20 protein-coding genes are annotated in these 25,680 nt (G+C 32.4%); 5 read left to right on the plus strand and 15 right to left on the minus strand.

Features of this window, described 5'->3' with window-relative positions; translation table 11 throughout:
- Positions 1-17: 17 nt before the first annotated feature.
- The 5 genes from PEDSA_RS06020 to PEDSA_RS06040 form a co-directional block, all read right to left on the minus strand.
- Complete coding sequence (locus PEDSA_RS06020; RefSeq protein ID WP_013632275.1) at positions 18-965, minus strand: 3'-5' exonuclease; 948 nt, start codon at positions 963-965, stop codon at positions 18-20.
- A gap of 177 nt (positions 966-1,142) precedes the next feature.
- A complete protein-coding gene (locus PEDSA_RS06025; RefSeq protein WP_013632276.1) occupies positions 1,143-1,748 on the minus strand; it encodes a thioredoxin family protein in 606 nt (201 codons plus the stop codon).
- A gap of 3 nt (positions 1,749-1,751) precedes the next feature.
- Complete coding sequence (locus PEDSA_RS06030; RefSeq protein WP_013632277.1) at positions 1,752-2,228, minus strand: TlpA family protein disulfide reductase; 477 nt, start codon at positions 2,226-2,228, stop codon at positions 1,752-1,754.
- A gap of 3 nt (positions 2,229-2,231) precedes the next feature.
- The gene (locus PEDSA_RS06035) at positions 2,232-2,624 is read right to left on the minus strand and encodes a C40 family peptidase (protein WP_245546842.1); all 393 of its coding nucleotides are present in this window, start codon (positions 2,622-2,624) and stop codon (positions 2,232-2,234) included.
- A 124-nt stretch (positions 2,625-2,748) separates the two neighbouring features.
- Complete coding sequence (locus PEDSA_RS06040) at positions 2,749-3,942, minus strand: lipopolysaccharide biosynthesis protein (protein WP_013632279.1); 1,194 nt, start codon at positions 3,940-3,942, stop codon at positions 2,749-2,751.
- A 119-nt stretch (positions 3,943-4,061) separates the two neighbouring features.
- On the opposite strand from PEDSA_RS06040, the gene porU2 reads away from it, so the two are divergent.
- Positions 4,062-8,942, plus strand: coding sequence for a putative type IX secretion system sortase PorU2 (porU2, locus tag PEDSA_RS06045; protein ID WP_013632280.1), 4,881 nt, complete (start codon positions 4,062-4,064; stop codon positions 8,940-8,942).
- Positions 8,943-9,141: 199 nt separating this feature from the next.
- On the opposite strand, the gene PEDSA_RS06050 is transcribed toward porU2, so the two are convergent.
- The 5 genes from PEDSA_RS06050 to PEDSA_RS06070 all read right to left on the minus strand — a co-directional run bounded on the left by PEDSA_RS06050 (position 9,142) and on the right by PEDSA_RS06070 (position 14,570).
- The gene (locus PEDSA_RS06050) at positions 9,142-10,305 is read right to left on the minus strand and encodes a glycosyltransferase (RefSeq protein ID WP_013632282.1); all 1,164 of its coding nucleotides are present in this window, start codon (positions 10,303-10,305) and stop codon (positions 9,142-9,144) included.
- A 73-nt stretch (positions 10,306-10,378) separates the two neighbouring features.
- Positions 10,379-11,095, minus strand: a complete 717-nt coding sequence (locus PEDSA_RS06055) for a class I SAM-dependent methyltransferase (RefSeq protein WP_041536987.1) — start codon at positions 11,093-11,095, stop codon at positions 10,379-10,381.
- Between the two features lie 729 nt (positions 11,096-11,824).
- Positions 11,825-12,769 carry a hypothetical protein gene (locus PEDSA_RS06060; protein ID WP_013632284.1) on the minus strand — a complete coding sequence of 315 codons (945 nt, stop codon included), beginning with the start codon at positions 12,767-12,769 and terminating at the stop codon, positions 11,825-11,827.
- A gap of 20 nt (positions 12,770-12,789) precedes the next feature.
- Complete coding sequence (locus PEDSA_RS06065; protein WP_013632285.1) at positions 12,790-13,548, minus strand: class I SAM-dependent methyltransferase; 759 nt, start codon at positions 13,546-13,548, stop codon at positions 12,790-12,792.
- A gap of 50 nt (positions 13,549-13,598) precedes the next feature.
- Positions 13,599-14,570, minus strand: a complete 972-nt coding sequence (locus PEDSA_RS06070) for a polysaccharide deacetylase family protein (RefSeq protein WP_013632286.1) — start codon at positions 14,568-14,570, stop codon at positions 13,599-13,601.
- Between the two features lie 412 nt (positions 14,571-14,982).
- Here PEDSA_RS06070 and PEDSA_RS06075 point away from each other — a divergent pair, with 412 nt between their 5' ends.
- From PEDSA_RS06075 to PEDSA_RS06090, 4 genes are all read left to right on the plus strand, one after another.
- The gene (locus tag PEDSA_RS06075; protein WP_013632287.1) at positions 14,983-17,160 is read left to right on the plus strand and encodes a glutamine synthetase III family protein; all 2,178 of its coding nucleotides are present in this window, start codon (positions 14,983-14,985) and stop codon (positions 17,158-17,160) included.
- A gap of 171 nt (positions 17,161-17,331) precedes the next feature.
- Positions 17,332-18,507 carry an AIR synthase related protein gene (locus PEDSA_RS06080; RefSeq protein WP_013632288.1) on the plus strand — a complete coding sequence of 392 codons (1,176 nt, stop codon included), beginning with the start codon at positions 17,332-17,334 and terminating at the stop codon, positions 18,505-18,507.
- Positions 18,508-18,655: 148 nt separating this feature from the next.
- Positions 18,656-19,756: an MBL fold metallo-hydrolase gene (locus PEDSA_RS06085; RefSeq protein ID WP_013632289.1), complete on the plus strand. Its 1,101-nt coding sequence runs from the start codon at positions 18,656-18,658 to the stop codon at positions 19,754-19,756.
- A gap of 52 nt (positions 19,757-19,808) precedes the next feature.
- Complete coding sequence (locus tag PEDSA_RS06090; protein WP_013632290.1) at positions 19,809-20,843, plus strand: LLM class flavin-dependent oxidoreductase; 1,035 nt, start codon at positions 19,809-19,811, stop codon at positions 20,841-20,843.
- Positions 20,844-20,895: 52 nt separating this feature from the next.
- Here PEDSA_RS06090 and PEDSA_RS06095 read toward each other — a convergent pair whose 3' ends face one another.
- The 5 genes from PEDSA_RS06095 to PEDSA_RS19495 form a co-directional block, all read right to left on the minus strand.
- Positions 20,896-21,714, minus strand: a complete 819-nt coding sequence (locus PEDSA_RS06095) for a DUF4249 domain-containing protein (RefSeq protein WP_013632291.1) — start codon at positions 21,712-21,714, stop codon at positions 20,896-20,898.
- Positions 21,715-21,731: 17 nt separating this feature from the next.
- Positions 21,732-24,068: a TonB-dependent receptor gene (locus PEDSA_RS06100; RefSeq protein WP_013632292.1), complete on the minus strand. Its 2,337-nt coding sequence runs from the start codon at positions 24,066-24,068 to the stop codon at positions 21,732-21,734.
- 113 nt (positions 24,069-24,181) lie between these two features.
- Complete coding sequence (locus tag PEDSA_RS06105) at positions 24,182-24,577, minus strand: DUF2721 domain-containing protein (protein WP_013632293.1); 396 nt, start codon at positions 24,575-24,577, stop codon at positions 24,182-24,184.
- A gap of 9 nt (positions 24,578-24,586) precedes the next feature.
- A complete protein-coding gene (locus PEDSA_RS06110) occupies positions 24,587-25,033 on the minus strand; it encodes a DUF5320 domain-containing protein (protein WP_013632294.1) in 447 nt (148 codons plus the stop codon).
- Between the two features lie 26 nt (positions 25,034-25,059).
- Positions 25,060-25,641 carry a hypothetical protein gene (locus PEDSA_RS19495; RefSeq protein WP_013632295.1) on the minus strand — a complete coding sequence of 194 codons (582 nt, stop codon included), beginning with the start codon at positions 25,639-25,641 and terminating at the stop codon, positions 25,060-25,062.
- Positions 25,642-25,680: the final 39 nt, after the last annotated feature.

Raw genomic sequence — 25,680 nt, forward strand, 5'->3', positions numbered from 1 at the left:
TAACAACAAATTTATCTTTAATGCTTTTTAAACTTATCAGCCAACATCTGAAGCATATTTTCATCTGCCGGTTTTAAAGATTTCGGATCCACCTTTTTTGAAACGTTTTGCTCTTCTGTGATCGTTCTATTTTGGTTTTGTTGGCGTCTTTGTGCAGATCTTTGTTCTTTAAACTCATTCCAGATTTTTTCTAATCTGTTTTTTGTGTAAAGTGGAAAGTCTCCATTCATCATCCAACCGAAATAACTAGGTTCTTCTTCAAAAACTTGAACAACTGGTTTGCCTTTATGTTTTCCAAAATTGAAACATGCTATTCCTTCCTGATTATAAACCATTCTTCCGGCAAAATCCACGGGTTTGGTCAAATTAGTAAAATTATGTAAAGCCGGAACGTCGTTCACCACAGGCTTACTTATTTTTCCTCCCCTATCTTCCCAATCATGACCCTCGTATTTTTTTAATTGGGCCAACAAAACTTCATAAGTGGCTCTTGTGTCTGCTTCAGCAGAATGAGCATTCACTATTTCTTTATCACAGTAAAACTTATATGCTGCCTTTAATGTCCTTTGCTCCATCTGATGGAAAATATTTTGGACATCTACAAAATGCCTGTTATCCAAGTCGAAATTGACACCCGCTTTTAAAAACTCTTCCATCAGCATCGGAATATCAAATTTATTGGAATTGTATCCCGCCAGATCTGCATCGCCAATGAAATCTGCTATTTCCTGTGCGAGGTCTTTAAAAGTCGGTTCATTTTCTATATCCTTATCATAAATCCCGTGAATAATAGACACTTCATAAGGAATAGGAATTGTAGGGTTAATTCTATGGGTCTTAACTTCTTCTGATCCATCTACATTTATTTTTAATATAGATATTTCCACTATTCGATCAATTCCAAGGTTTACGCCAGTTGCTTCAAGATCAAAAAATGCTAGTGGACGTTTAAGGTTTAATTTCATGTTTAACTAAAAATAAGAATGCCCAAAAAAATAAGAGTGATCATAATGACATATAGCAAAATCTCATTCGAAGCGAAATGCTTATATTTTGACCAAAATGAATATTCTTCCTGATTTTTCATAAATATATCTGAATGGGCAAAAATCAGATTTTTTTATTTAAAGACCGCCTTATTTCTAAGCTTTTTTCCATTTTATGGAACAACCAATTGCCTTTGTATGGGTGGTCGTCGGCTTTTTACCTTTTTGAATGGCATTAATTGCCTCTTCTACATATTTGGTTTTGCTTTCGTTATTGTTTTCTGCATCATTATCAATCGCACCGATGTACTCGACAATGTATTTATCGGCTTCTTTCTTTAATACAAAGGTATGTGGCGTAGCCTTTGCACCATATACCTTGGTAATTTCTTGGGTCTCGTCTACCAGATAAGGGAATGTATAGTTTCTACTTTTTGCCCGTTCTTGCATTTTATCAAATGCATCTTCTCTGGAAAGATCGGGATCATTAGGATTGATAGCTATGACAGGGTATCCTTGAGCAGCATATTTTTTATCAAGCTCTAAAATTCGTTTTTCATAAAGTTTAGCATATGGACAGGGATTACAGGTGAAAACTACGATAAATCCTTTTGCGTTTTTATAGTCTCCTAAAGAAACCATCTTACCGTCAACATTTTTCAGTTTAAAATCTGTAGCAACGTCTCCCACAGAATATCCCTGAGCCTTTACTGGTACAGCCATAAATAATATAACTGTTAACCCCAAAATGTATTTTTTCATGACTTATCTTGATTTAAGGTATAACTCTTCCAGTTGATTAAAGTCAAATTCCTTTTCGTAAAACTTTCGTATCCCTTTTTTCTTATTTATAATTAAAGTAGCCGGAATAGCGCCAGACCATTCTTTACTTACCAAATTAATAAATTTCTCATCATTATTTTGATTCACTAAAACTTCCGATTTGATACTATTCTTTCTGACAAATGGTATAACTTCCTTTTCAATTTTTGATTTGAAATCCAGACTATAGAAAATAACTTTTAAAGGCTCCTGCTTATATTTCTCTGCTAATTGTTCAAAAAAAGGAATTTCCTTAACACAAGGTGTACACCAGGTCGCCCAAAAATTGATTACATAAAGGGTATCGGATGAATTCATTATTCGTCCTTCCAAATCCTCAAATTTTACAACTCCAGCCTTCTGGCTAAAAACAGGTAACGACAGCACTATTAACAAAAAAAAAGTCAGCAGATGTTTCATATTTTATCTTATGCTCCCCCCTCTAGAAAAATATTTATAGGTATAGGGATCTTTCAATTTTTGTACCATCACTCCTCTTCTTGTGCTGGCGTGAACATAGTAGCCATTTTGCAAAAAAACGCCAACGTGACTAAATTTCTTGTTATCATAATCAAAGAAAACCAAGTCTCCTTCCTTTAAACTCCCTTCAAATTTACGTTTTATTATATTGATTTGCTGGCTGGTATTTCTGGGAATTTCTTTATTATAAACCTCTTTGTAAAGTAAATACACAAATCCCGAGCAATCTATCCCGGTTTTATTTAAACCTCCATTCCGATACTTAACACCTTCCCATTCGTTGATGAAGTTATATAGTTTATTGTTATGAAGCCTCTTTGTTGAAACGTCCATCATTGTGGCATATTTCTTTTTTACATTGGAATTTTCTCTTGAGAGGTGCTTGTGGGAGGAGCAGGAGGATAAAAAAAGAAGAGCTGTAAAAAATAAGTTAACTCGATTCTTTAAGGACATATTATATTTAATCATTTAATAATCTTCTTTCCTTGGGTTTGTAAACATACCTATAAATTAAAACTGTAACGCAAGTTGTAGCAAAATATGATATTGAATTTGCAATTACAGCTCCTGTAATACCGTAATTTCTTACTAAAGGAAATGAAATTGATAGGATAATTATAAAACCAACTGCCGAAGCTACAGTATTGTATTTTATAAAACCTTTAGCTGAGAAGAAGGAAGCATAAATTTTCGCAACTGATAAGGAGCTCACTCCAAAAGTAGATATTAACACCAAATTCTTTAAGGAACTAAAATCTTTACCAAGAATTACTTCATAGAAATTAGTAGGAATCAGATAAAAGATTACGCAAGCAATTACTATAAACGCAAAATTCAACAAGCTTATTTTTTTTAAATTCATTGATTTTTTTCCAGCTGCTACGTATGAATAATTAACTTGTGCTATATTAACAGCTATCAGCAAAATCATTTCGTAGAAACTTAACCACAAACCAAAAACACCAATTTCAGAAAAAGAAACATAAATTACCAACAGCCAAACTGTAAATCTGTATGAAGTAAATTGCATCAAGTTACCAGTTTGTGCTAAAATGCCTAATTTAAAATAACTTTTAAAAGACTCCCATAAACTGCTCCTTAATTTTTCGATGTTTAAAACGTTAAAAAAAACATATAGAAAATAAAATACAAATGGAAAATAAGACATCCACACATAATTCAAAAATTGTATTGGGGAATTTAAATATGTGGAAAACAATAAAAGCAATACTATTAAAGGCTGTACTATTTTTATAATAGATAGCTTTGTAAAAGCACTTAAATAAACGAGATAAGTACATGTATTTTGAAAAATAGCCTGAAAAAGATTTAACCAAAATAGAAGCCAGAAATGATTATAGTAAAAATCATCAATAGAAATAATAACAAAGGCTGACACTATAGAAATCCCTATGGCCCAAAGCGTAGATAATATCAATATTGGCTTACTACCTTGTTTATTCATCATATAAACCATAATAGAATTTCCCATTATGGAAATAACCAACTGCACTAAGGCCAGCGTTGTAATAAAATAAGTATAAACACCTCTCCCTTCTGCACCTAATTTATTTGATGTATAAATAAGAATTACAAGATTTATAAGTGCGCCAATAATAGAAGATAGGATATTTTGCAAAGACTTTTTTAGCATTGATCTACAAATAAAGTCATGGAAATATTTTTATAAATATTCATCAAATGTACCAAAATTAAAATCTGCTATTTATATTATTACAATTTCTTATTTTTAAATCCGATTGAGGATTAACGATGAATAAACTTTATTATATTTTTTTTTTACTGCTTTTTTTAAATTTCAAGTCTTTTTCCCAAAACACATATGGAAACGAATGGATTAACTTTTCTAAAAAGTATATAAAAATCACAATATCAAATGAAAGTATATATAAGCTCTCTTATAACGATATTATAAACTCAGAGATAGCGGGAAACGGCGAAATAAATCCGAAACACTTCCAGCTTTTTAACAAAGGTGTTGAAGTTCCATTAATAATTTCTGGTGCTGAAGACGGTAAATTTGATTCACATGATGTGATTTACTTTTATGGAAGAAGTAATAATGCCGATTTAGATAAAAAAATGTATTCCAGCGAAAGCTATATTCCCAATACTAATGTTGCGTTGTTTGAAGATGAAAACCATTATTTTTTAACTTATAATAATGAAAAAGACGGATTAAGGTATACTATTCCTCTTAATACTGCTTCTCCAACCACACTAAGCTATGTATTAACAAAATCAAGATCAGATTTCAAAACTACCTATTATCCAGGAGAATATATTTTGGAAGCCATGAGCTTATCTGAATACATAGATGGAGAAGGATATATGAGCAATCTAATCGGTAAAAACCAATCCAGCTCATACAATATAAATACTTCAGGATTTGCTAATACAGCAGGAATTACGCCAACACTTAGTTTTTATGTAGCAGGAAGATCAAATTCCACGGTAGCAGGTTCTTCATACAATCATCATTTTCGAATCACACATGAAAGTACAATAATCTGCGATACCTTATTTAGCGGATACAAAACAATACGCAACACAAAAAATATAAACTTAGTCGGAGAAACAACTACACTGAATTTTCATGTCATTGATGATTTATCTACTGACCCTAGTTCAACACATACTGATTATCAATCTATAAGCTATTTAGAAATTTTATATCCAAGAAACCTAACGTTAAATAATAGTTATTCATTAAGATTTAGTATACCAGCCCAATATATTTCTTCAAATCTTAGTTTTTCTTTTTCCAGTTCAAACCCGATTCTGATCGACATTAAAAATAATTACACTTATAATATAGCAAAAAATGGTAACACGCTGAATATAAGCAATATTAGCAATAACAATTCCGATTTTTACCTATTTGATCTGAATAACTCAATATCTGCAACTTATCAAAAAACAATATTTAGACGTTTTAATGTTTCTGATATCAGAAAGGCAATCATTATATCCAATAAAAACCTTTCTACAGGCGCAGAAAACTATCTGAACTATAACCAACAAGTAAGGAATATCCCTACACTATTAGCATATACAGAAGATATATATAATGAATTTTATTATGGCTTCCATCATCCATTAGCCATCAACAATTTTATTAAGTGGAATATAGATAAAAGTGGTGGCTTATCCACCTCTCTGTTATTGTTAGGACGGGGAATGACTAATCCTAAAGATAACCTTTCATCTGATTTAGTACCTACTTATGGTTATCCCGCTTCTGATAATTTACTTGCCATATTCAACGGAGAAAAAGCAGCTCGATTAGCTGTTGGAAGAATTCCTGCAAAAACAAATGAGGAAATAAATACATATCTGGTAAAATTAAAAACGTATATCAATCTCCCCGATTCTCTTTGGAGAAAAAAGATGATAAATGTAACCGGAGGTGCAACTATATCTGAATATCAGACTTTCAGTAATTATTTGAAAAATTTGGGGAATATCGCCAAAAACGGATTTTTGGGGGCATATTCGGTTAGTTTTGATAAAAAAGTGTCAGAAGCTGTTACCGAAAATCTTACTGATGGTATTATAGCAAATACAAACAGTGGAACAAGTCTTATTTCCTTCCTGGGACATGGAAGTGTTTCTCTAACTGCTGTTTCTTTAGGTATCCCTGGCAATTTAAACAACGCATATAAACCTACAAACTATTTAGTTAATGGTTGCAGTACCGGTAATGCATTCAGCACCGCTCCTTCATATGCAGAAAACATGATACTTAATGAAAGGGGAGCAATTTCATGGATAGGAACATCCAGCGAAGGTGTCGGAAGTTACTTATATAATTTCTCAAGTAAATTTTATACAAGATGGTTTGTAAATAATTATTCCGAACCTATTGCAGAAGGATTCAGATTAGGATTAAATGATCAAACCAACTTAACAGACAGACTTAATCTAGCACATTCCAGACAATATATTTTCTTTGGAGATCCAAATATCACTTTTTTCAATCCACAAAAACCTAACTTTCATATAGATGACAATAAAATATATGTAGCGAAAGTAAATCAAAACGCCCTACAGGAAAATTTTGAGATCAATTATATTGTACAAAATATCGGAAAATATATACCAGACAACCTTGATATTAGGATTACAAGAAAAATAGAAGAAAAAAACATAGAAGAAACCAAACTGATAAAAATAGATCCTGTTATAAACAGTGATACTTTAACGGCCATACTTTCCAATAACGGAATAAAAGCTTCGGGAATCAATAAGATAAAAGTAGAATTAGACCCCAATAATATATTCGATGAAAAGGACAAAACCGACAATTCGGCATCGTTCAGTTACTTTTTACCAGGAAATAGTGTCAATGCCATCTATCCAATAAAAAACAGTATAGTTTCTGCCGAAGTTACCCTTTTGGCAGAACCGGACAATCTATTTACAAAAAATGAAAAATATCTTTTTGAGATAGATACCGTACCTTCTTTTGACAGCTCTTTTAAGAAAACATCGCCTAGTATAGTTTCGGATATCTTACCTTCCTGGAAGCCTAATATTAATTTCGAAGACAATAAAATATATTACTGGAGGGTAGCAATAGATAACGACAACATAGAATGGGTGTCTAATTCTTTTACTTATATAAAAGATCATCATTACGGAAAAAACATAAGCAAAACAGAACAAATCATCGATTCAGATTATAAAAGCCATAATCTGAATTTGAATACCAACAGTAATGAATTTGAATTTGAAAAAGATATTTTTAGTACCACTATCAATGCCAGAGGTGACGATCTCCCTCCTGATGATTATGACAGAAGGATAAGGGTAAATCCCTTAAATTCAATAGCATGGACAGATCTGGTAGTTTATGGTATAACAATGGCAAGTTACAGCGATGTTGTAAAAAATGGACTAGTAAATTATCCAAGTATATATAATGCCAGAAATGGACCTGATCTTGTTAATGGTTATTCAGGGCAGTTTTTTTGGAACCTAAACGATCCTGTTGCTTTAGATTCAATGGTAGCATACATTAACCAATTGCCCAACGGGTATTATGTGTTAGGATTAACCAATAATGATTGTTCATTGCAAAACCTTCCAAAATATGCCAAAGAAGCATTTTATAGCATTGGATTAGATAAATTCACAAAAATTGATGCAGGTGAGCCTTATGCTTTTTGGGGAAGAAAAGGCATAAATAGAGGCGAAGCTTTAGAGATATTGCCCAATTACGATTCTCCTCTACCTGCCAGGCAACAGACCATTTCATATACCCACGATTTGGAATATTCTGTACCTAACGGTTATCTAGTTACAGATAAATTTGGTCCGGCAAAAAAATGGAATTCTGCACAAATTTCTTATCAACAAAGACCCAATGATTCACAGATAGTGGACGTTTATGCTATTGACAGAAATAATAATGAACATGTTATTATGTCTAATATAAATACGGAAGACATTGACTTAAGTAATGTTTCAGCTGAACAATATCCATACGTCAAATTCAAAATAAACCTGAATAATCAAAAAGAAAAAACCACTCCAAAATTAAATCATTGGAGAGTGTTATACGATCCTTCTCCTGAAATTACATTTAATCCTTCTTACTTAAATGATTTTCATTCAGAAAAAATGGTTCAGGGAGATTCCTTGAAACTGAAATTAGGTATCAGCAATATAAGTACAATACCGTCAGATTCTTTGAATATCGATTTTAAAGTAATAAATAAAACTGCACAATATTCTAAAAACATTACTATAAGACCAATCGCAGCATTTCAAAATGACACTTTGATCTTCAAATTCCCTACAAATGCCTTAGCGGGTACAAACCGCCTCCAAATAGGTTTAAGAAATAAAACATACGGAGATAATTATGCATTCAACAACCAAATTTCATATGATTTTGATGTTGAAGCAGACAACAAAGCGCCCAATCTGGATGTTCTTGTTGATGGTAGAAGAATTATCAATGGCGAAATTGTAAGTCCGGCACCTGTATTTATCATATCAGCTATAGATGAAAATAAATTTGTATTACAAAACGACACCTCACTGGTGGAAGTTTATTTAAAAAGCAAAACAGGTAGCGAGTTTAAAAGATATTATTACTCACAAGGTCATTTAAAAATTCTGCAGACAGGAACAAATGAACAAAACAAAATGACTTTGCAATATATACCTGAAAGACTTTCTGACGGAACATATACAATGAAAATTATGAGCAAAGATAAATTCGGGAATAAATCCAAAGATGAATATCTTCTCGACTTTGAAGTTATAAACGAATCCAGTATCAGTAATTTCTATCCATATCCAAACCCGGTTGTTGATAAAATGAAATTCGTATTTACCTTAACTGGGGATAGAATTCCGGATAAGATGAAAATACAGATATTAAGTACTTCTGGAAAAGTAGTTAGAGAAATACTGAAAGAGGAACTTGGAAGCATAAAAATAGGCAACAATGTATCTGATTTTACATGGGACGGTACAGATATGTTTGGCGATAGATTAGCTAAAGGTGTTTACTTTTATAAAGTTTATTTGCAAGACAGTTCTACTGAATATAAACACAGGTTTACAAAAGGAGATACTTATTTTAAAAATAATATTGGAAAAATTTATTTGATAAAGTAGGGAGAATGAGTACTTCTCCTGAAATAATTATATTTTGTATATGATGTTCGTAATAATAGCTCCTATTTGCAATACTCAGAAATTAATATACCTCCAAAAGGATAAGTATAACTGTAATAATTGAAGTTCTGATTTTCTTTAATCACAATAGGAATGACTGCCATCTTTTTTTTATTTACACAAAATTCAAGACACTATCTCATAAATTTTCTAACTCTTCATAAATAGCTATTATTTCCTCACCTATCTTATTGTAGTTGTATTTCTTTATTGATTTTTCAGCAATCTTTTCTCTGTCATAAATGGAGTAATTATTCATCATAAAAAAAATTGCTTGTTCCAGTTGTTCCTCGTTCTCATTTTCTACTAAAATGCCATTTTCTTCGTTTATTATCTCAGCTATACCACCTACTTTGGATGAAATAATCGGTAAACCGCAGCATAGTGATTCCAAAAGAACGCAAGGCATATTTTCATATCGGCTGAATAATATAAAAGCATCTGACCTTTTCATTTCTTTTGCAACATCATGGTAAGGAATTTCGCCTACATAACTCACATATTGGGATAAAGATGCTGAATTGGAAATACGCTTAATTACCTCAGAATTATAAGTTCCAATTAAAACTAATTGCATATCTATATTAGTTTTATTGACAATATTTTCCATTACATTTAATATACCATTAATATTCTTTTGATATCCGAGAGTCGATACATGGATAAACTTAAAAGGCTTATCGTTTTCTTTATTGTTATTATCAAAGTTAAATAATCTTGTATCCACAACATTCGGAATCACACACTTCTTATTATTCCCACTCCATTTACTGATTTCATTTTTTAATCTATTAGCAACTGTTATAATGATATCAAATGATACTAATACCTTCCTGTAAAGAAGTTTTTTTAGAAAATGATGGTTATTTATATAGTGCTTTTGTTCTTTATAAAATATAGTCCAATGCTCAGTAAGTATAGTTTTTAAGCCATATTTATATTTTAAATAAAGTGAAATCAAACCTGCCGGATAAAATACATATATATGGGCTAATTTCGGTTTTCCATAAATATTAAATATCGAATTTAAAGTAGATAGATATAATTTAAATACTTGATATGCGGTATATATGAAATTGTTCTTTTTTTGATAGTATATTATATATGTTATAATATTGTCTTGTTCAGTAATTTCCACAAATACATTAACCAAACTATTATCCTGTACAACATAAACTACTATCTGTTTTCTATATTTTGAAACCGCGTGTACCAATCTTTCATTAAAATCTCCATTAAATATATTAACTCTACTTGGGTACCAACTCGGTAAAACCAGTATATAATCTAAAAACTCATTCATTAAAAAAATAGCATAACATCTTTGATTCCTTACAACGGCGAATTAGCATAGAAGACTTACAAATATAAATTGGTCAATTATAATTATATTTTATTTTGATAAGTACTGTATTAAGTTTATCAATAATTCTTTTAAAGAGATTTTTTTTTAACAGAATTTCATTAAAATCTGTTTTCTTTTTAACAACAAAAAACTGGTAATCATTTTCAGCCCATATACTATATGTCTCAAAATAAGAAAGTGTTAAACCATTATTTTCCAGATTCTTTAATATAAATTGTAAAGGTACAGGTTGGTCTATAATCTGAAGCGCTTCCGGGTTGTTTTTTATATCATATTCTACACATTCTGGGTTAGGTATATTAATGAGTATTTTAGTTTTGTTGTTACAAGACAATGATATATTATAGAAAAGTTCATTATGTTTTTCAATGGGAATATGCTCAATCACATCAAATAATGTTATAAAATCAATGTCTTTTATGTAAGACATATAATTAACAACATCATGCTCATAAAATACCACGTTGGCGTTCTTTATTCTATCTCTGGAAAATGCTACAGATCTACCACTTATGTCTATAGCTTCTATCTTCCCATCTTTAATCGTTTTTGAAAGTAAAAAGGTCATAGCTCCTATACCACAACCTAATTCCAAAACATTAGAACCAGACTTTAAGCCCAATTTCAGCATTCTTTTGTATAATCTAAAAATCCTTTCATTAATAGCTGTTTTTCGTTGTTTTTCAACAAATTCATCATAAAAACTAACGATATTTTCATCGTCCATATAATAACTATCGTTTATATTTTGTGGCAAGGATATACTAAAGATTTTAGAACTAAGTTAGTAAAAAATAAAATGTAAATTTTTAATTTATTAAAGAAATGTTTAAAGAAAATGATGTATTATAATCTCAGCATCTGATTTTTTATGTCTTTATTAATGAAATTACAACTTTAATATGTAATATATGACACATATCCACTTCCTTGTATAAATGGGATAAGATTCTTTGGTCGATTTACTGTTATTCACTACTCATCTGAACAGTTTAAAGGATATTATGGATACAAACAATGTTTACCAAGAGTTTCTGTTTCCATACAGGCAGTTTTAGAGTAACTATTTTTTGTGTAAGCGGTTTTCTCATAGCCTAAGCTACTAAAAGAAAAAGCAACATCAAACATTAACATTAAAAATTTCTATGTAAGAAGACTCTTGGGACTACGGCCGCTCCACTCTATTACTTAATAATTTTAATAAGTTTCTTTCTTATTCCACATATCAATATTTTCGATGTTCCAAATTATTCTGATAATATCTATTCTCATTTTGAGCTACAATTTTTAGTTAATATAAGATTTTTGATCTTCAGCCGGCTAGCATGGCAAACTGCTCTACTATCTTGTTTTTTTGCCAATACTTCAGCATGTCTTTGAATCAAGTCTCCATTACTCGAAAAAACTTATTAGGAAACTAGGCGAGAGAAACAATTATTCCAGAAAATTCATAAAATTATATCCACTTTTTTAGTATTTTTTTGAATATGGCTTTGATATAAATTGCGGTATTGTAAACCCAATGATTATAAGACACAACATAATAAGACCTTAAATCTGTTACAAAAAAAGATTTAAAGATAGATATAGACTTAATATTAGCTCCACATAAATCAATATCTTTAATTCCATTCTCTTTTGCCCAATTTAAAACAATAAAATGCATATATGTATGAATATACTTATCATCCGAATGGGTATCACTAATCATCAAAAGGTAGAGCCTGGATGTCAAACTGTCTATCAATACTATCCGGGAACAAATTAGTCGTTTAGATGCAGCATCATAAACCTCAAAAAATCTAATAAGTGATTTTTTGCTAAGTGCTTCTAATAATATTTTGTAATTATCACATTCTGCTTTTTTGAAACCAAATTTTCTTTGAAAGTCAAGAATTAACTTTAATCCTTCTTCTGAAAACGTCTTAATAGCTATTTTATACTTGCTCTCATTAATTTTCTTTAAGTTCTTATTTACCTGTGGGTGTACAGTAAAAAAATCGCTTTTTACATGCGTATATCTTATTTCAGCTTTAAAATTATGCCATATAAGTGGCCTGATATCTTTTAGTTGTGGCTCAAGTTTAAAGTGAATAGTTTTAAACTTTGCTTTTAAGATATGTACTAAACTTTCTACTACTTCAAAAAATACCGGTTCAGCTATACCATCGCGTATATAAAAAGGGGTATATGAAAAAGGTTCTAAATTAGAAACTCTACCATTTTTATTATAGCAAATATAATAAGCATTATCTTGTCCTTTGATAGTATTTATATAGTAAGAAACTTCAACATCAAAGATATTAGATATACTCTCTATAAAACTCCATTGATAATAAAAAGGCAGTTGTAAACCAGATATTTTATCCTGCCATATTTCTCCTGAGACAACTCTCCACATACTGTCAACAACTTTTTATATTAGCTAATTTTTGTCGCAACATATATTATTTCTCTCTTCTTGTCTCCCAAACTGAATTTCTGTTTTTCCTCAACAGAAAATCTATCGGCATAGTCCATCTTTTCCACAAAAACATTCGGTCGCTTTAATCTTTCTAAAAAATCTTCTCCATGTAATCTTAATAAATCATATTCTCCATAATGTTCAAAACGCTGAGAAGGAGTTCCTATAGAGTCATCCTCTAAAGTTTCATAAATCTCAGTATTCAATAATGTTATAATAAAAGCTTTCCCCCCTACCTTCAAAACTCTATACATTTCTTCTACAGCCTTTGCCTCATCTTCTACATGCCCTAATACACAGGAGCAGATAATATAATCAAACTCATCATCCGAAAAAGTTAGCCTCTGAATATCCTCTTCCCTGTCAGCATAATCCTTTCTTATATCAGCAGAAACATATTGCTTTGATAATTTTCTAAGACACAAACTTAAAATCGGTTCCGGTGCAAAGTGCAATATTTTTTTATTGCCAATAAATATATCTGTTTCATTTATAATGTAATATTTCAAAAGCCTTGTTCTTTCCAACGAATTACATACCGGGCATATAGCATTCTCTCTGGGAACTAAACCAAAAGATAGAAAACTCCTGACAGACGTATTACAACATACGCAATAATATTTACCTTTTTTGGTGTACAATCTTTTGATTTTGTATCGTATACTAAAAATCAATAATCTTATTTTGAAATTTAAAAGATCTTTTATTTTTTTCATTTTTAATTTTAGATACTGTAATAGTATATATATTATTATCGTTCTATAATTTATCCAAGAAAGTGTTTTATTAAATAAACAGTATATCGCATTTTTAAAAATCGTTCTAAAGGGATATTATCAAACTCCATAGAGATTCTTTGTTGTAAAAAATAATTATCACCATTTCTATTAAACCCCGATGTACCAAAAAACATATCTACAACTCGTTCCTTTGCTAAATTATAAACCAAATTATCTGCACCTTTTTCGGAAAAAGGGAATGCAAAGTATTTATAATCCACTCCTATTTCTTCTTTAATATAGTCCACAGACTCTTTAACCTGTCTAATCTGTTCACCTAAAGAAATATTTTTAAAATCTGGATGATCTATGCTGTGAGCACCAATCGAAAACCCCATATTTTTTAAATCTAAAATTTGCTCCTTAGACATATAGGGTTTATGCTGATCCAAAAAATCATCCGAATCAATGGATAATTGCTTTAGAATGGAGTCTATTATATCAGTTTGATTATAGTTTAATGACTTTAAATAAACAATACTTTGATGCAAATTTTGATTTACAAATTCATGAATATGATTTGGAAAATTAGACTTTATATTCTCTATAATCAAACTAACTTTAAATCTATAAAATAAGCTTTTATTATCCACGAACCCACTATTAATAAAAAAAATAGCTGATATTCCCTTTCTTTTAAGAATTGGCGCTACAACTTCATAGCATTCTCTCAGACCATCATCGAAGGTCAGTATCATTAAAGGTTTTTTGGATTTAAAAGATAAATTTTCAAAGCCTCCACTTAAGTCAAAAGGATCATAGTATTTAAGAAGAACGTCCAAATCTTTTTCAAATTGAGCCTCTGATTTGTATTTATACAAATGCCTTATATGTGGGAGTTCTTTGTTTGATACAACGTGATAAAGGAAAGTGACTAACTTATGTCTTTCAATTAATCTTTCAAAAAGAAGATCAGGTACAACACTTGAAAAAACACTAACTATTTTATCATTAAACATCCTCACAAAGATAAAATATAAGCCATTACCACCTTCAATTGTTAAAAATCTTTTTAAACTGATATATTAAAAATAATATATACCTTTCAAAAGTAAAATACTCATTCCCCTGAACAATCAAAGAATCCACACCAATTTTACCAAAATCACAAAAAATAATCTAATAAAATATTTTAATATCAATAAAATTCAAAAATAAATAAAAATAAAACACACATACAATCTGAAAATTATCATTTTATCAATAAAACAAACAAATAATATCTTTATTTTATCAAAACTGGCAAATCCATGTCAAACCATTAAAAACATTATAAAAATCAAAAAACACCCAAATTTTTATTGCATTTTTCCAAAAACATGATGTATTTTTGGAAAAACATTTAAAAAACAGAACTTAAAACCAAAAAATATGTCAATTTTTAGATTTAAAGCTCTAGAAACAGTTCTTACAAGAACAATTCCAGAAGTAAAAAGACCTTCCTCGAAAATTTCTGATTATTTTGGAGCGAATGTATTTGACAAATACAAAATGCAGGAGTATCTTCCTAAAGACACCTATAAAACGCTTTTAAATTCTATCGAAAGTGGCACTCCTATAGAAAGAGAAATTGCAGAACACGTTTCTTCAGCGATGAAAGCCTGGGCAATGAGCAAGGGTGTTACACATTATACTCACTGGTTCCAACCGTTAACAGGTACAACGGCAGAAAAACACGACTCTTTCTTCGAGCCAGATTCTGACGGCAGAGCAATCGAAAAGTTTGCCGGAAGTGCTTTAGTACAACAAGAACCAGATGCTTCCAGCTTTCCTAACGGAGGTATAAGAAGTACATTTGAGGCTCGTGGTTATACAGCCTGGGATCCATCGTCTCCAGCTTTCATATTCAATAAGACACTTTGTATACCTACGGTGTTTGTTTCATATACAGGAGAAGCATTGGATTATAAAGCTCCATTATTAAAAGCTATTGCTGCAGTAGACAAAGCTGCAACAGAGGTTTGTCAATATTTTGATAAAAGCGTAGAAAAAGTTACTGCATCATTAGGTATAGAACAAGAATATTTCCTTGTTGATCTGGCTTTATTTAATGCAAGACCAGATCTCGCTATAACAGGAAGAGCTCTATTTGGCCATGCCTCTGCAAAAGGACAACAATTAGAGGATCATTATTTTGGCTCTATTCCGGAAAGAGTATATGCCTACATGCAAGACTTCGAAACTGAGGCTTTGTTATTAGGTATTCCATTAAAAACCCGTCATAATGAGGTTGCTCCTTCACAATTTGAGTGTGCTCCTATTTATGAAGAAATCAACCTGGCAATAGACCACAACCAATTGTTGATGGATTTAATGGACAAAGTTGCTAAAAGACATAACTTTAAAGTATTATTACACGAAAAACCATATGCTGGAATCAACGGCTCGGGAAAACACAATAACTGGTCTTTAATTACTAATACCGGCAAAAACTTGCTTTCTCCGGGAAAAACTCCTAAAAACAATCTGATGTTCTTAACTTTCTTCGTTAATACGATTAAAGCTGTACATGAACATGCGGATTTGCTAAGAGCTTCTATTGCCTCCGTAAGCAATGATCACCGTTTAGGTGCTAACGAAGCGCCTCCCGCAATCATTTCAATTTTCTTAGGTGCGCAATTAAATGATGTTTTGGATGAGATCGAATCTTCCAGAGCTATCTTTAAAAAAGTAAAAGAAGATCCAAACTTGTGGTTCGGTATCCCTAAAATCCCTCAAATTTTATTAGATAACACAGATAGGAACAGAACGTCACCTTTTGCATTTACAGGAAATAAATTTGAATTGAGAGCCGTTGGATCTTCTGCTAACTCTGCTAACCCAATGACTATCTTGAATACAATTGTTGCAGATCAGTTAACAAAATTCAAGGTTGAAGTTGATAAGCTAATTAAAAAAGGAGATAAAAAGGATGTTGCAATCTTAACAGTAATTAAAAAATACATTAAGGAATCCAAAGATATCCGTTTTGAAGGAAATGGTTATAGCGACGAATGGGCTGCAGAAGCTGAAAAACGTGGTTTAAGCAACATCAAAACTACTCCAAAAGCTTTAGATGCTTTAGTATCCGAAAAAACAGAGAAAGTATTTGAAGATACAGGTGTTTTTTCAAAAAGAGAATCTCATGCAAGACATGAAATTTTATTGGAGGATTATTTCAAAAAGCTTCAAATCGAGGCTCGCGTTATCGGCGATTTAGTAACTAATGTCGTTATCCCGGCTGCAATCAAGTATCAAACAGAAGTTATCGAAAATATTAAAGGCTTAAAAGAGATCGGTTACGGACCGGAATTTTATCAAGCGCAAACTTATATTATCGAAGAGTTATCTGCTCACTTGAACTTCATCAAAACAAATGTTCAGGATATGGTTGAAGCCAGAAAAGTTGCGAACAAGATTGAAGATGCCCGTGAGAAAGCTATCGCTTATGACGAAACGGTTAAATCTTTCTTCGAACCTATCAGATACCATGTCGACAAATTGGAACTTTTGGTAGATGACAATATTTGGCCTTTACCAAAATTCAGAGAATTATTGTTTGCTAAATAACAATACAACCAACACATTAAAATATGCCCCTGGTCTGATTTGTCAGTTAGGGGCTTTTTTATGGCTATTTGTTGAAATATTAAATTTCAACCCTCTGGCCTTTTGACTTTTTTAGCTTTTAGCTTTCAGCTTACTTTAGTCTTTAGTCTTTTTATAATATCTTTGCACACCATGAGTGATAACAGATACAATCAGCGAGGCGTTTCTGCCGGAAAAGAAGATGTGCATAATGCTATCAAAAACATCGATAAGGGAATTTTCCCTCGAGCTTTCTGTAAAATAATCCCAGACATTTTAGGTGATGATGAAGCTTATTGCAACATTATGCATGCTGATGGTGCCGGAACCAAGTCTTCCCTGGCGTATGTTTATTGGAAAGAAACCGGTGATATTTCCGTTTGGAAAGGCATTGCTCAAGACGCCATCATTATGAATTTAGACGATTTGCTATGTGTTGGCGCTATCGACAAAATTCTGTTATCATCAACAATTGGAAGAAATAAAAACCTGATTCCCGGAGAAGTTATAGCAGAAATAATTAATGGCACCGAAGAAATATTAGCGGAACTCCGGTCTATGGGCATTAATATATATTCTACCGGTGGTGAGACTGCGGATGTTGGCGATATAGTTAGAACGATCATTGTAGATTCTACAGTTACCTGCAGAATGAAGCGCGAGGATGTAATATCAAACCATAAAATTGCTGCTGGAAATGTAATTGTTGGTTTAGCTTCTGACGGACAAGCCAACTACGAAAGCTTTTACAATGGAGGAATGGGATCTAATGGACTAACATCTGCCAGACACGACGTTTTTCATAAATACATTGCCGAAAAATATCCAGAAAGCTATGATCCGGCGGTTCCCTATGAATTGATATTTTCCGGAAGCAAAAAACTAACTGATAAAGTACAAGTAAACTCAGATATTACTTTAGATGCAGGAAAACTGGTTTTATCCCCTACCCGTACTTACGCTCCTGTCATAAAATCTATTTTAGACAAGTATCGTAGCCAGATAAACGGGATGGTGCATTGTAGTGGAGGCGCTCAAACAAAAGTTCTGCACTTTATAGACAATCTGCATGTTATCAAGGACAATCTTTTTGAAACTCCTGCCCTTTTTAAACTAATACAGGAAGAATCTAAAACAGATTGGAAAGAAATGTATAAAGTTTTCAATATGGGACACAGAATGGAACTTTATGTAGATGAATCCATTGCAGATGATATTATAGAAATTTCCAAATCTTATGGAATTGATGCTAAAATTGTAGGGAGAGTAGAAGCATCAGAAAACAAAAAAGTAACCATAAAAAGCCAATACGGCGTTTTCGAATATTAATCATACTCAACCGCAAAGTCGCAACAAACATATTAAAGTCATCGTGTTTGTTATGTCTTTGCGGTTAGCTTTTTCTTTACATTTCAAACACATTTTTTCCTGACCCAACTTAATATCTTTACAAAAAAAAGCTTTGTTAAAGAAATTAATGTTAGTAACCATCTCCATCATTATTCTGGTAGTCCTGATATTTTACGGATATACCAGCCAAAAAAAATTTGGTATCTTACCGGATGAAATAAGCAAATCAAAAATAGATAAATCGAAAAATTTTAGAAACGGCGCATTTCAGAATCTAACTTATACACCCGACCTGGCAGAAGGCGTAACCTACTATGATTTATTGAAAGACTTCTTCTTTACTAAAAAAGAAAGATTAAAACCTATTGATTCGCTACCTTCTATAAAAACGGATTTATTTAATATTCCAAAAGAACAAAATGTATTCGTCTGGTTTGGACATTCCTCTTATTTTCTGCAGGTTGATGGAAAAAAGTTCCTGATCGATCCTGTTTTTAGTGGCAATGCCTCTCCCATTCCGGGAACTATGAAATCTTTTAAGGGAGCCGACATCTATACACCTGATGATATACCAGAAATAGATTATCTCATAATCACTCATGATCACTGGGATCATTTAGATTATGAAACAATTATCGCTTTAAAGCCAAAAATCGACAAAATAATTTGTGGTCTTGGAGTTGGGTCACATCTGAGATATTGGGGATTTAAAAATGAAATTTTTGAAACAGATTGGTACGATCAAACCAATTTTGGGGATGGTTTTACTATAACAACCACTCCTGCCAGACATTTTTCAGGCCGAACATTCAAAAGAAATCAATCTCTTTGGGCTTCCTTCGTTTTAAACACACCTTCTAAAAAGATATTTATTGGTGGTGATAGCGGATATGATACTCATTTTGCTAAAATTGGCAATCTATATGGTCCATTCGATCTTGCTATTCTGGAAAACGGACAATACAACTGGAAATGGAAATATATCCATACACTTCCCGAAGAGACAGTTAAAGCTGCTAAGGGCTTAAAAGCAAAATCGTTTATCCCGGTACACTCTTCTAAATTCGCTTTAGCAATGCATAGCTGGGATACTCCGCTCAAAGAGGTTAATAGTATCAGCAAAAAAGAAAATCTTAATATTATAACTCCATTAATCGGGCAATCGGTTTTAATAGACAGTATCCTTTTAAAGGGAAATTATGAAGAATGGTGGAAAAAGGTTAATTAATTTCAGAAACTAATCCCTTGAAGATTTGTATAATTAAAACACATAAAAAATTATGGAACTAGGTATCGGAATGTTTGGGGACGTCTCCAAAAACAAAACTACTGGAAAACACAGTTCTCCTCATCAACGTATAAAGGAAATTATTGAGGAAATTAAATTGGCAGATCAGGTAGGACTTGATGTTTTCGGCATGGGCGAACACCATAGAGAAGATTATGCTGTTTCAAGTCCTGAAATGATATTAGCGGCCGCAGCAGCAGTGACAAAAAAAATCAAATTAGCGAGTGCGGTAACAGTACTTAGTTCTTCAGACCCTGTTAAGGTTTATGAAGATTTTGCCACGCTGGATTTACTTTCCGACGGAAGAGCTGAAATCATGGTTGGCAGAGGAAGCTTTATCGAGTCTTTTCCTTTATATGGATACCACTTAAGCGATTATAACGTACTTTTTGAAGAAAAGCTTGATTTACTTCTTAACATCAATAAAAATGAAGTGATAAACTGGAAAGGCACTGTTAGAGCTCCTTTAACGAATCAGCGTATTTTTCCTCGAGCTTTAAATAACGGTTTGAATATTTGGATTGCTGTTGGCGGAACGCCGGAATCAGTGATAAGAGCTGCCAGATTGGGGTTGCCTTTAATTATTGCTATCATAGGTGGTTATCCATATCAATTTCAGCCATTAGTGAGGCTTTATAAAGAGGAATATCAGAAGTATGGACACGATGTTTCCAAAATGCAAATTGGAATTCATTCACATACCTTTGTTGGAGAAAACAGTGAGCAAACGGCAGACAGTTATTACCCTTATTATGCAGATCAAATGGATAGAATTGGCAGAGATAGAGGCTGGCCTCCTTTCCGTAAAGAACAATTTGAAGGAGGAAGGAAAAAAGAAGGCGCACTGTTTATTGGTGATCCATCCGAAGTGGCAGATAAAATATTATATATGCATGAGTTGTTTGGACTAACCCGATTTGTTGCACATATCGATGTTGGTGGCCCAGAACACAAAGACATTATGAAAGCAATAGAACTTTTTGGTAGCAAAGTAGCTCCTGAAGTCAAAAAACATCTGAAGAAATAAAAAAGGTGTACTTCAGCAGAAGTACACCTTTTCTCGAATTCCCTAAGGCTTATTAATCCTGCTTAGCTTTCGTGACCTGAAAAACTGTTTTTTGAGTAGTATGAGTACTAAAATACCCCAAAGCACCATTTTTTATATTTGACACGGGGTTTGAAGCTGCTACCGGCGGACCTCCAGCTCCTGTAATTTGTGCAAGTGAATAAAAGTATTTATATATTTCTGGTGTAATATTCTGAAATTCCACTTCTATCTCATTTCCCTCCTCTATCTTAGGTTCATCAACATAAACAGTATTGTGTACATATTTTCCATTGTTAAATTTGTCATTATCAACAAAAAAACCTTTGTATAAAACACCATTATTTTTCACTACAAACCTATAGGAATTTCCTTTCTCCTCCGGATCTTGATAATGTAGTTTTAAGAATTTAGCAGTTTCATCAAAAACCTTTAATTCAGTTATCGATAGTGAATCTAAACCGACCTTTTTAGGCATTATAGACCTAGAAGTATACGTTTTACCTCCAGCCTCAACTGTTAACACATATGTTTTACCTTCTTTTCCAGCAAAAGCAGCAGAGGATTCATAATTTCCAGGTTTCGTTTCTGAAAAAGTATAAAAAGCGCCTCCTTCTTCCTGTACGCTTACAACTGCGCCACTTAAATTTTTTAACACATTATCTGCCTTAAAAGGAACAGTTTCAGTAATTTTCACAACTTGTTTTACATTTTCATTAGTAACGTTAGCTTCAATTACTATTTTCGGCTCATTAGTTTTCAAATCAACATCTATAATCTCTTCGCAAGAAGAAAAAGCCGTCGCAATAAAAAGACCTAGAAATATATTTAGAATAGCGGATTTATTTTTCATATCGTTCCTTAAATATCTTAAAATTTAAAATTCCATGTTACGGATGGTATTATACCGAATAAAGAAGTTTTCACAATCTCTGTTTTTGTCCTGTCATTTTCGACTTCTCTAAAATCAATTGAATAAGCATTTTTCCTATTATAAAGATTGTAGATCCCGAATGACCAGCTCGATTGGTAGTTCTTTCTTTGTTTACCTTCTAAAGTAGCAGACACATCAAGCCGGTGATAGGACGGCGTTCTGTAACCATTTCGTTCTGCATAATAAAAGACAGTATTACCTCCTACCTGATATTTCCCCTCGGGGAAAGAAATTGCGTTTCCTGTGTTATATACAAAGGCAGAGGATAAAGTCCATTTTTCACTTGCTTTGTAAATACCTACAATTGAAAGATCATGGGTTCTGTCTTGTTTAGCATTAAACCACCTTCCATTATCAATTCCTTCAAATTGTCTTTCAGTCTTAGCTAATGTATAACCAATCCATCCATTAAATTTCCCATATTTCTTTTTAAGAAACAGTTCTAAACCGTAAGCTCTTCCTTTTCCATAAAGCAGGTCAGCCTCAACATTTTCATTACCACGCAGGTCTGTTCCTGTCTTATAATCAATCTGATTATTCATCCATTTATGATATAGCTCTGCAGAAAACTCGTAGTTATTATTTGCAAAGTTGTTAAAATATCCCAAAGCTACCTGATCAGCAATTTCCGGCTTGGTATTATTGCTGCTCATAATATAAATGTCGGTTGGCGATGTTGTTGTGGAATTAGACATCAAATGCAGGTTCTGAGTATTTCTGGTAAATGAACCTTTTATAGATTTATCATCATCTAATTGGAAACTGGCAGACACACGTGGTTCCAAATTAAGATATGATTTTACCACCTCATTATTTCCATAATATCTGCTTTCTATAATATCTCCATCCACGTCATATGTGCTAAAAGTACCTTTCCCCAGCATAGCAAAATAACTAAGCCTTAGGCCATAAGCCAAAGTAATCTTATCAGACGTTTTCCATTCATCTGATAAATAAAGAGCACCTTCAAAACCGCTTCTATTTTCTATTTTGCGCTCGTTGATACTGGATAATTCACTCGAAGTTATTTTTCCCGGTTCAATTTTATGTTTAATAGCATTGAAACCAAATTTCAGGTTGTGATTATTTAAAGAATATTGAAAGTCTTGTTTTAAATTAAAATCTCTGATAGTAGAAGCTACTTTAAAGTCATTATCTTCTATTAAACTTTCAATTCTATAATCGTAATTCGAATAAATTAAAGATGTGTTACCAAAAAGCCTATTAGAATAAATATGGTTCCATCTCAAAGTAGCCGTTGAATTTCCCCAATCGAAACCAAAAGCATTTTTCACATACAAACGGTCACGACCAAAATATCCGGAAACAAAAATTGTATTTCTGTCGTTGATGATAAAATTGGTTTTAGCATTAAAATCATAAAAATAAAGCTTATTACCACGCAAGGTTGAGTCTGGTGAAAGCGCTAAAAACATATCTGCATAAGTTCTTCTTCCACTCAGCATAAACGAACTTTTACCTTTAGAAATAGGTCCCTCTACCTTCAATTTAGAGGAAATCAAACCTATACCTCCTTCAAAAGTATAATCGTTTTTATTTCCGTCATTCATTCTAATATCCAACACAGAAGCTAATCTACCACCATATTGGGCCGGCATGCCTCCTTTATAAACCGTAACATCCTTCACGGCATCTGAATTGAAAGTCGAGAAAAATCCTAATAAATGGGATGCATTATAAACCGGTGCTTCATCCAGTAAAATCAAATTATGATCTGATGCTCCGCCACGAACATAAAAACCAGAATTTCCTTCACCTGCCGAACTTATTCCTGGTAATAACTGGATCGTCTTTAAAACATCACGCTCTCCAAACAAAACAGGAATATTTTTGATATCCTTTACATTTAATTTCTCGACCCCCATTTGCGGGTTACTGATATTTTCGTTGCGCTTTTCTGCACTTACAATTACCTCCTGTAATTGCGTTGATGATACTAACTGAAAATTCAGTTTAATATCCTTTTTAATATCGAATTTCTGGGAAACCGAACTGTATCCGATATAACTTATTGTAATTTCGTATTGCCCATCCGGAATAGTTATTGAATAAAATCCGTAAGGGTTGGAGATGGTTCCCACTTGTTTTGTACCATCTAATTTAATAGTCGCTCCCACCAAAGTTTCTCCGGTCCCCTGATCGGTTATTATCCCACTTATAGTATGTGTGTTTTGTGCTTTAGCTAGAGTAAAATCGAGAAATAAAATCGCTAAAAGGTAAATGGGTTTAAGTTTTGTAAAAATTTTAAACATAAATAAAGTAAACTGCTTCTATTATAGAATTTATAAGATTTAAACTAGTAATTGAAATACTGCTTTTTATTTGTAAGACGATATTTATGACCATTCGTTACAGTATTTTTATTTTATTTTTCAGTTGCATCTTCTAAATCCATTAAATCTATCATTAATGCATTTGCGGAAATCTGAATTTCTCTAAAAGACAAGAATAACGATATCATTAATAGCAGCAGACTGGCACCAAAAACATATTCTGCAGCTTCCTTCATGTCGTGATATAACAGAAACATACACAGTACACAGGAGAAGAAACTTAAAATACCAAATCCCTGCATGTTTCTTATAAGAAATATGCGCCTTTTTAGATTCTCTAACTGCGCCAAAAGACTTTCCTCTTTATTTTGCAGATACAAAGGCTTTATACTTCTAATAAGATTTGCAAGAGCTAAAAACCTATTTGTATAAGCCAGTAATAGCAATGAAATTGCCGAAAACAACAATGCTGGGGTAGTTAATTCCATATAATAATTTTAACAAATATTCAGTATAGAATGCTCTTTTCCGTTTAAAAAAAATGTTTCATTAATTTTTTTACCAACCAATTTCTGGACCAAGGGAGAGTTAATAGAGATTGTCTTTATTAAATAATTGTCAATCTTAATTTCTCCGATACTTGCTGACACAAACAATTCTCCCAAGGAGGTAGATACTAAAGCCCCCAAAGAAACCTTATTTGTAAAATCTGCCCTTATTCTCGAAAAAATCTCTTTCTGTTTTTGAATTTCGGCCAATTGGCGTTCCAACATATTAATCTCTTGTTGCAACATTTCTCTGGAAGTTTCATATTTATCTCCCATACTACTTTTCGTATCCGTATTAGATTCCCTTAAATTGGCCAGAATTGACTTTAGCTCTTCTTCCTTGGATAAGAGAAGTCCTATTCCAGCATCTACAATCTGCTTTTTATCAACCGACATTACGCAATAAATAAAACTGGGTGAAATTACGGTTTTAGTTTCTTTAAAATTGATTTTGTTCTGGATAAAAGTGCAGCGGAGTTTGAAAGCAGATTTTGTTCCAGGATATTTTTAAGCTCAGGCAATATCCAATCTTCCTGTTCAGAGAGATTATATAGCACATCCAGACAATTACATTTAACTGCCACCGGAGTTTCCGGATCTATCAACCAATCAAAGCTTCCTTCCAGTATCACGTCAAAATTCCCCGGCTTTATGTCTCTTAAACACATTTGTGCAGAATAGGTTACTTCTTTGGCTATCTTAGAATAGTGCCTTTGAGCGCTTTTATTTTTCTGGCGGGAATAATCTTTAAAGAAAAGTGGTTGTACATATTCGAATTCTTCTGGATAATCAAAAAATATATTCTCTAATAGCCAGGCAGACCTGAAAACAACTTGCGGATCTTCATGCTCCAATGTAAGTTCATAAACATCCCTTACTTTCACATATTTTCTATTTGCCTTACGTGTCAACTCACGTATATCGCTTTTGGAATGGTTTTCCTTTAGAACGTCCGCTAACACTTCCTTTGTCAAAACTTCGTTAATTATCAGTTCTGGATCCATACTTCAATTTAACTAACCTTCACTATTTAGCAAAAATAT

This window comes from Pseudopedobacter saltans DSM 12145 (genome assembly GCF_000190735.1).
Taxonomy (GTDB): Bacteria; Bacteroidota; Bacteroidia; order Sphingobacteriales; family Sphingobacteriaceae; genus Pseudopedobacter; species Pseudopedobacter saltans.